General features: G+C 61.8%; 8 protein-coding genes. 6 read left to right on the top strand and 2 right to left on the bottom strand.

The features are described 5' to 3' along the window. Positions 1–137 precede the first annotated feature (137 nt). Positions 138–767, top strand: coding sequence for a MarC family protein (locus EN925_RS25110; RefSeq protein ID WP_013531832.1), 630 nt, complete (start codon positions 138–140; stop codon positions 765–767). 31 nt (positions 768–798) lie between these two features. Here EN925_RS25110 and EN925_RS25105 read toward each other — a convergent pair whose 3' ends face one another. Together EN925_RS25105 and EN925_RS25100 are read right to left on the bottom strand one after the other, a co-directional pair. Next, a complete protein-coding gene (locus tag EN925_RS25105) occupies positions 799–1,224 on the bottom strand; it encodes an OsmC family protein (RefSeq protein WP_127368977.1) in 426 nt (141 codons plus the stop codon). A 134-nt stretch (positions 1,225–1,358) separates the two neighbouring features. Further along, complete coding sequence (locus EN925_RS25100) at positions 1,359–1,880, bottom strand: single-stranded DNA-binding protein (RefSeq protein WP_063167936.1); 522 nt, start codon at positions 1,878–1,880, stop codon at positions 1,359–1,361. Between the two features lie 183 nt (positions 1,881–2,063). On the opposite strand from EN925_RS25100, the gene EN925_RS25095 reads away from it, so the two are divergent. The 5 genes from EN925_RS25095 to EN925_RS25075 all read left to right on the top strand — a co-directional run bounded on the left by EN925_RS25095 (position 2,064) and on the right by EN925_RS25075 (position 4,338). After that, positions 2,064–2,483, top strand: coding sequence for a cupin domain-containing protein (locus EN925_RS25095; protein WP_013531835.1), 420 nt, complete (start codon positions 2,064–2,066; stop codon positions 2,481–2,483). Positions 2,484–2,527: 44 nt separating this feature from the next. After that, on the top strand, positions 2,528–2,842 hold the full coding sequence (locus tag EN925_RS25090) for a metalloregulator ArsR/SmtB family transcription factor (protein ID WP_013531836.1): 315 nt from the start codon (positions 2,528–2,530) through the stop codon (positions 2,840–2,842). After that, positions 2,839–3,327 (top strand): SRPBCC domain-containing protein, encoded by a 489-nt coding sequence (locus EN925_RS25085; RefSeq protein WP_127367158.1) that lies wholly within the window; start codon positions 2,839–2,841, stop codon positions 3,325–3,327. Before EN925_RS25090 ends, EN925_RS25085 begins: the two co-directional genes overlap by 4 nt. Positions 3,328–3,347: 20 nt before the next feature. Beyond that, positions 3,348–3,953: an ATP-dependent Clp protease proteolytic subunit gene (locus tag EN925_RS25080; RefSeq protein WP_063167934.1), complete on the top strand. Its 606-nt coding sequence runs from the start codon at positions 3,348–3,350 to the stop codon at positions 3,951–3,953. 88 nt (positions 3,954–4,041) lie between these two features. Further along, the gene (locus tag EN925_RS25075) at positions 4,042–4,338 is read left to right on the top strand and encodes a hypothetical protein (RefSeq protein ID WP_063172078.1); all 297 of its coding nucleotides are present in this window, start codon (positions 4,042–4,044) and stop codon (positions 4,336–4,338) included. Position 4,339: the final 1 nt, after the last annotated feature.

Genomic DNA, 4,339 nt, shown 5'->3' with positions numbered 1-4,339 from the left:
GAATAAAAGCGTCGCGACCCTTTGCGCCCTCCGCTGTCCCGCCGGCATCAACCACTTTCTCACGAACAGTTCCCACCGAACGGGCTTTGCTCTACCAATTATCCTGGTACGGGCACGGCCCGGCGGGAGGGTCAGAGATGCCGAGTTTCGACAGCCTGTTCAACGCGTTCGTCACCATTCTCGTGACCATCGATCCGCCCGGCCTGGCGCCGCTGTTCCTCGCCGTGACGCGCGGCATGAACCGCGAGGAGCGCCAGCAGGTTTCCGTCCGCGCGTCGATCATCGGTTTCCTGGTGATGGCGCTGTTTGCGGTTGCAGGCGCCTCGATCCTGTCGGTGTTCGGCATCACGCTGCCGGCCTTCCGCGTCGCCGGCGGCTTCCTGCTGTTCTTCATCGCCTTCGAAATGGTGTTCGAGCGCCGGCAGGACCGCAAGGAGAAGATCGGCGACGTCGCCATCACCAAGGACATGATCCACAACATCGCCGCCTTCCCGCTGGCAATCCCGCTGATCGCGGGTCCCGGCGCCATTTCGGCAACTGTGCTGCTCTCAGGTTCCTTTCAAGGCTTCGCGGCGCAGGCGGCGCTGGTCGGCATCATCTTCGTCTGCCTTGCCATCACCTATCTGGTGTTCGTGCTGTCGGAACGCATAGACCGCATCCTCGGCCAGACCGGCCGCTCGATCCTGACCCGCCTGCTCGGCGTCATCCTGGCAGCACTGGCCGTGCAATTCGTCGCCGACGGCATCAAGGCGCTGATAGCGGGCTGACAGGCTGACGCGGCGAGAATCGAAGCCGGCTCTATCTCGCCGTCGTGTCGACGACCTCGAAATCGTGGGTAATCGTGGCGGTCTTGGCAAGCATCGCGGAGGCCGAGCAATATTTTTCGATCGAAAGGTCGATCGCGCGTTTCACCTTGTCGCTGGAGAGTTGCCTGCCCTTGACGACGAAATGCATATGAATGCGGGTGAACACTCTGGGTTCGGTTTCCGCCCGGTTGGCCTCGAGCTCGACCACGCAGTCCTCGACCGCCTCGCGCCCCTTTTCGAGGATGTGCACGACATCATAGGCCGAACAGCCGCCGGTGCCGATCAGCACCAGCTCCATCGGGCTCGGTCCCGGCGTCCTGCCTTCCGGTCCGGGCGCGGTTCCCAGCACCAGTTTGTGGCCGCTACCGGACTCGCCGACGAAAGTGCGTTCCTCGACCCATTTTACGCGTGCTTTCATCGAACTCGTCCTTCGCCATATTTCGTTGATCGCCATGTCGGCGTTCAGTTCGACAATGCAAAACCCCGAAAGTCCATGAGGGACTCTCGGGCGCAATGTTTGACTTAAGCCAAAAACAACATCTGCAGTTGCGATCAGAACGGGATTTCGTCGTCCAGTTCGCGCGACGAACCGCCACCGCCGCCGCTCTTGGCACCGCCGCCACTGCGATTGAAGCCTTCGCTCGGGCTGGACTGGCCGAAATCGGAACCACGGCTGCTGCCGCCACCGGCATAGCCGCCAACCTGGCCGCCTTCACCCTGCCCGCGCGCGTCGAGCATCTGCAGCTCACCGCGGAATTTCTGCAGCACGACTTCCGTCGTGTACTTGTCGGCGCCGGTCTGGTCCTGCCATTTGCGCGTCTGCAGCTGGCCCTCGACATAGACCTTCATGCCCTTCTTCAAATACTGCTCCGCCACCTTGGCGATGCCCTCATTGAAGATGACGACGTTGTGCCATTCGGTCTTTTCCTTGCGCTCGCCGGAATTCTTGTCACGCCAGCTTTCCGACGTCGCAATGCGAATGTTGACGACCGGCTCGCCCGAGTTGAGGCGACGGATTTCGGGATCCGCGCCGAGGTTGCCGACCAAAATGACCTTGTTGACGCTACCCGCCATGATATTTCTCCGCGCTCATCCGAAACAAATTTTTTTGTCGCAGCACCTTACAGGCTGCAGGCGTCAGCCGCTTGCCGTGGCTGCCTTTACCCACAAGGTTTTTGTTCCCTGTTCGTTCTATGGTGCAGATGACGTTCTGTCAATGTTTGTCAGCAAGATGTAGTGTCCCGGCCGGAAATTTCCATGAAATCGGATCTGACCGGGGGCGATCAAATGAAGTCTGTCGCACATGAGGACCAGCAGCGCGAGCAATGGCGAGCAGGTGTGGAAACACGCATGCATGTGTCGGCCAGCAATGGTGCATCGCAACTTTGCATATTCGAGCAATGGGTCGAGCCCACGGTCGGCGCCCCAACGCATTGGCATCCCGTGGAGGAAGTGCTGACCGTTATCGCCGGTAGGGCTGAGATGTGGATCGACGATGAGCATACAGTCGTGACATCGGGCCAGTCTCTCGTTGTCCCCGCGAACAGGAAACACGGGTTCAAGAACGCCGGCACTGGAACGCTTCACATCCACGCCGTCCTTGCGTCGCCGATTTTCGAGGCGACGTTCGATGGGCCTGCCGGAATGGTGAGACGCTGGCTTCCGACAATCTCGTAAAACAGTGCTTGCCAAATCAATAAGTATTCACTTATGCTTTCGACATGATCGAAGCAGAGATTTTTCGCGCACTGGCCGACCCGACGCGCCGCGCCGTCTTTGAGCGGCTGGCCGCAGGCGAGATGAGCGTGTCGGAATTGCGCACCGGTATGACGGTGTCGCAGCCCGCGGTGTCGCAGCATCTGGCGGTGCTGCGTGGCGCCGGCCTGGTGGTCGAGCGGCGAGCCGGCCGCAACGCCTATTACCGCGCCGATCCGCAGGGGCTCGCTCCCTTGCTCTCCTGGATCGAACGCTACCGGACTTTCTGGCCGGAACGCATCGAAAGGCTGAAGGCGGTTTTGAAGGACATGGATCAATGAAGAAGGCGGGATCAACGACCAACGAGGGCCAAATCGACGCCGCGGATGCGCTCGAGTTCGAGTACGACCTTGCCGAGCCGCCGGAAAAGGTCTGGCGGGCCCTGACCGTACCGGAATTGCTGGCCGCCTGGATGATGCCGAACGACATCAGCCTCGAGATCGGCAACCGTTTCGCCTTCGCCCGGCCGGACACGCCGATCGAATGCGAAATCCTCGACGCCGAACCCGAGAAGCTGCTGCGCTATTCCTGGCGGGAGCAGCCGGGCGACGCAGCCAGGCAGGATCCGCTCGACAGTACCGTCACCTTCACACTTGCCCGAACCGTTTCCGGCGGCACGCATCTGCGTGTCGTCCATGACGGCTTTGCCCGCAAGGCCATGCCTGCCATCGCCATGGCAGGCGCCGGCTGCCGTCTTTCGCTCGGTTTGCGCGCAATTGGAAAGCCCATCGCCGCGAACGCACCGCGCCTTCTGCGCGCGGCATAATAGAAAATCGGAGAAGAAAAATGAGCGGTGTTGCCAGTCTGGTGCCGATGGTCATCGAGCAATCGAGCCGCGGCGAACGCGCCTTCGACATCTTTTCGCGGCTGCTGCGCGAGCGCATCATCTTCATCAACGGCGAGATCAACGACGACATCTCGGCGCTGGTCTGCGCGCAGCTTTTGTCGCTGGAATCGGACAATCCGGACAAGGAGATCTCGCTCTACATCAACTCGCCGGGCGGCGTGGTGACCAGTGGTTTCGCCATCTACGACACGATGCAATATATCAGCTGTCCGGTGTCGACCGTATGCATGGGCTTTGCCGCTTCGATGGGCTCGTTCCTGCTGATGGCAGGCACACCGGGGCGCCGGATTTCCCTGCCGAACGCCACCATCCTGCTGCATCAGCCGCTGGGCGGGTTTCAGGGCCAGGCCTCCGACATCCAGCGCCATGCCGAGCGCATCGGCAGGACGAAACGGCACATGGCCGAGCTCTACGCGCAGCATTGCGGCCGTACCTATGAAGAGGTCGAGCGCACGCTGGACCGCGACCACTTCATGACCGCCCGCGAGGCGCAGGCATGGGGCATCGTCGACCATGTTTTCGACACGCGCAAAAAGGCGGCGTAAGCCAGGGCCGGAGCGGAGTCCGGCCGGCTGCCGAAGATTTGACGATGCCGGTCTGGTTCCATGGGCGGCGCGCCACTATAGTCCTGGGATGACCGACACTCATCCTTCCAGACCACTGCGCCCCGTCATCGCCGTCGTGGTGCTCGCTTTTGCCAGTCTCGTGAGTGGCGCGGCTCTTGCAGAGGACAGTTCGCCGTCGACGCAAAAAAGCGCCCTGCCCGGCGTGACCGGCGACTACCGCATCGCCAAGCCGGCTCCCGAGCCGGACGATGCGCTGCCGGCCGGCGAGAACGGCACATTCAAGATCGGCGATACGGATGTCAGGATTTCCGGCAGCATCACCGTCGATGTCGGCGCCGGCTCGATCGGGCCGCCGCGTCACTGAG

The sequence above is a fragment of the Mesorhizobium sp. M7A.F.Ca.US.006.04.2.1 genome, from assembly GCF_004022915.1.
Lineage (GTDB): Bacteria > Pseudomonadota > Alphaproteobacteria > Rhizobiales > Rhizobiaceae > Mesorhizobium > Mesorhizobium ciceri.
This window is presented reverse-complemented; position numbering and strand designations above follow the sequence as displayed.

Excerpts from the sequence above, each read along its gene's own strand:
- EN925_RS25095 (WP_013531835.1), top strand. The coding sequence starts at position 2,064 with ATGAAATCGGATCTGACCGGGGGCGATCAAATGAAGTCTGTCGCACAT.
- EN925_RS25090 (WP_013531836.1), top strand. The coding sequence starts at position 2,528 with ATGATCGAAGCAGAGATTTTTCGCGCACTGGCCGACCCGACGCGCCGC.
- EN925_RS25110 (WP_013531832.1), top strand. The coding sequence starts at position 138 with ATGCCGAGTTTCGACAGCCTGTTCAACGCGTTCGTCACCATTCTCGTG.
- EN925_RS25075 (WP_063172078.1), top strand. The coding sequence starts at position 4,042 with ATGACCGACACTCATCCTTCCAGACCACTGCGCCCCGTCATCGCCGTC.
- EN925_RS25085 (WP_127367158.1), top strand. The coding sequence starts at position 2,839 with ATGAAGAAGGCGGGATCAACGACCAACGAGGGCCAAATCGACGCCGCG.
- EN925_RS25100 (WP_063167936.1), bottom strand. The coding sequence starts at position 1,880 with ATGGCGGGTAGCGTCAACAAGGTCATTTTGGTCGGCAACCTCGGCGCG.
- EN925_RS25080 (WP_063167934.1), top strand. The coding sequence starts at position 3,348 with ATGAGCGGTGTTGCCAGTCTGGTGCCGATGGTCATCGAGCAATCGAGC.
- EN925_RS25105 (WP_127368977.1), bottom strand. The coding sequence starts at position 1,224 with ATGAAAGCACGCGTAAAATGGGTCGAGGAACGCACTTTCGTCGGCGAG.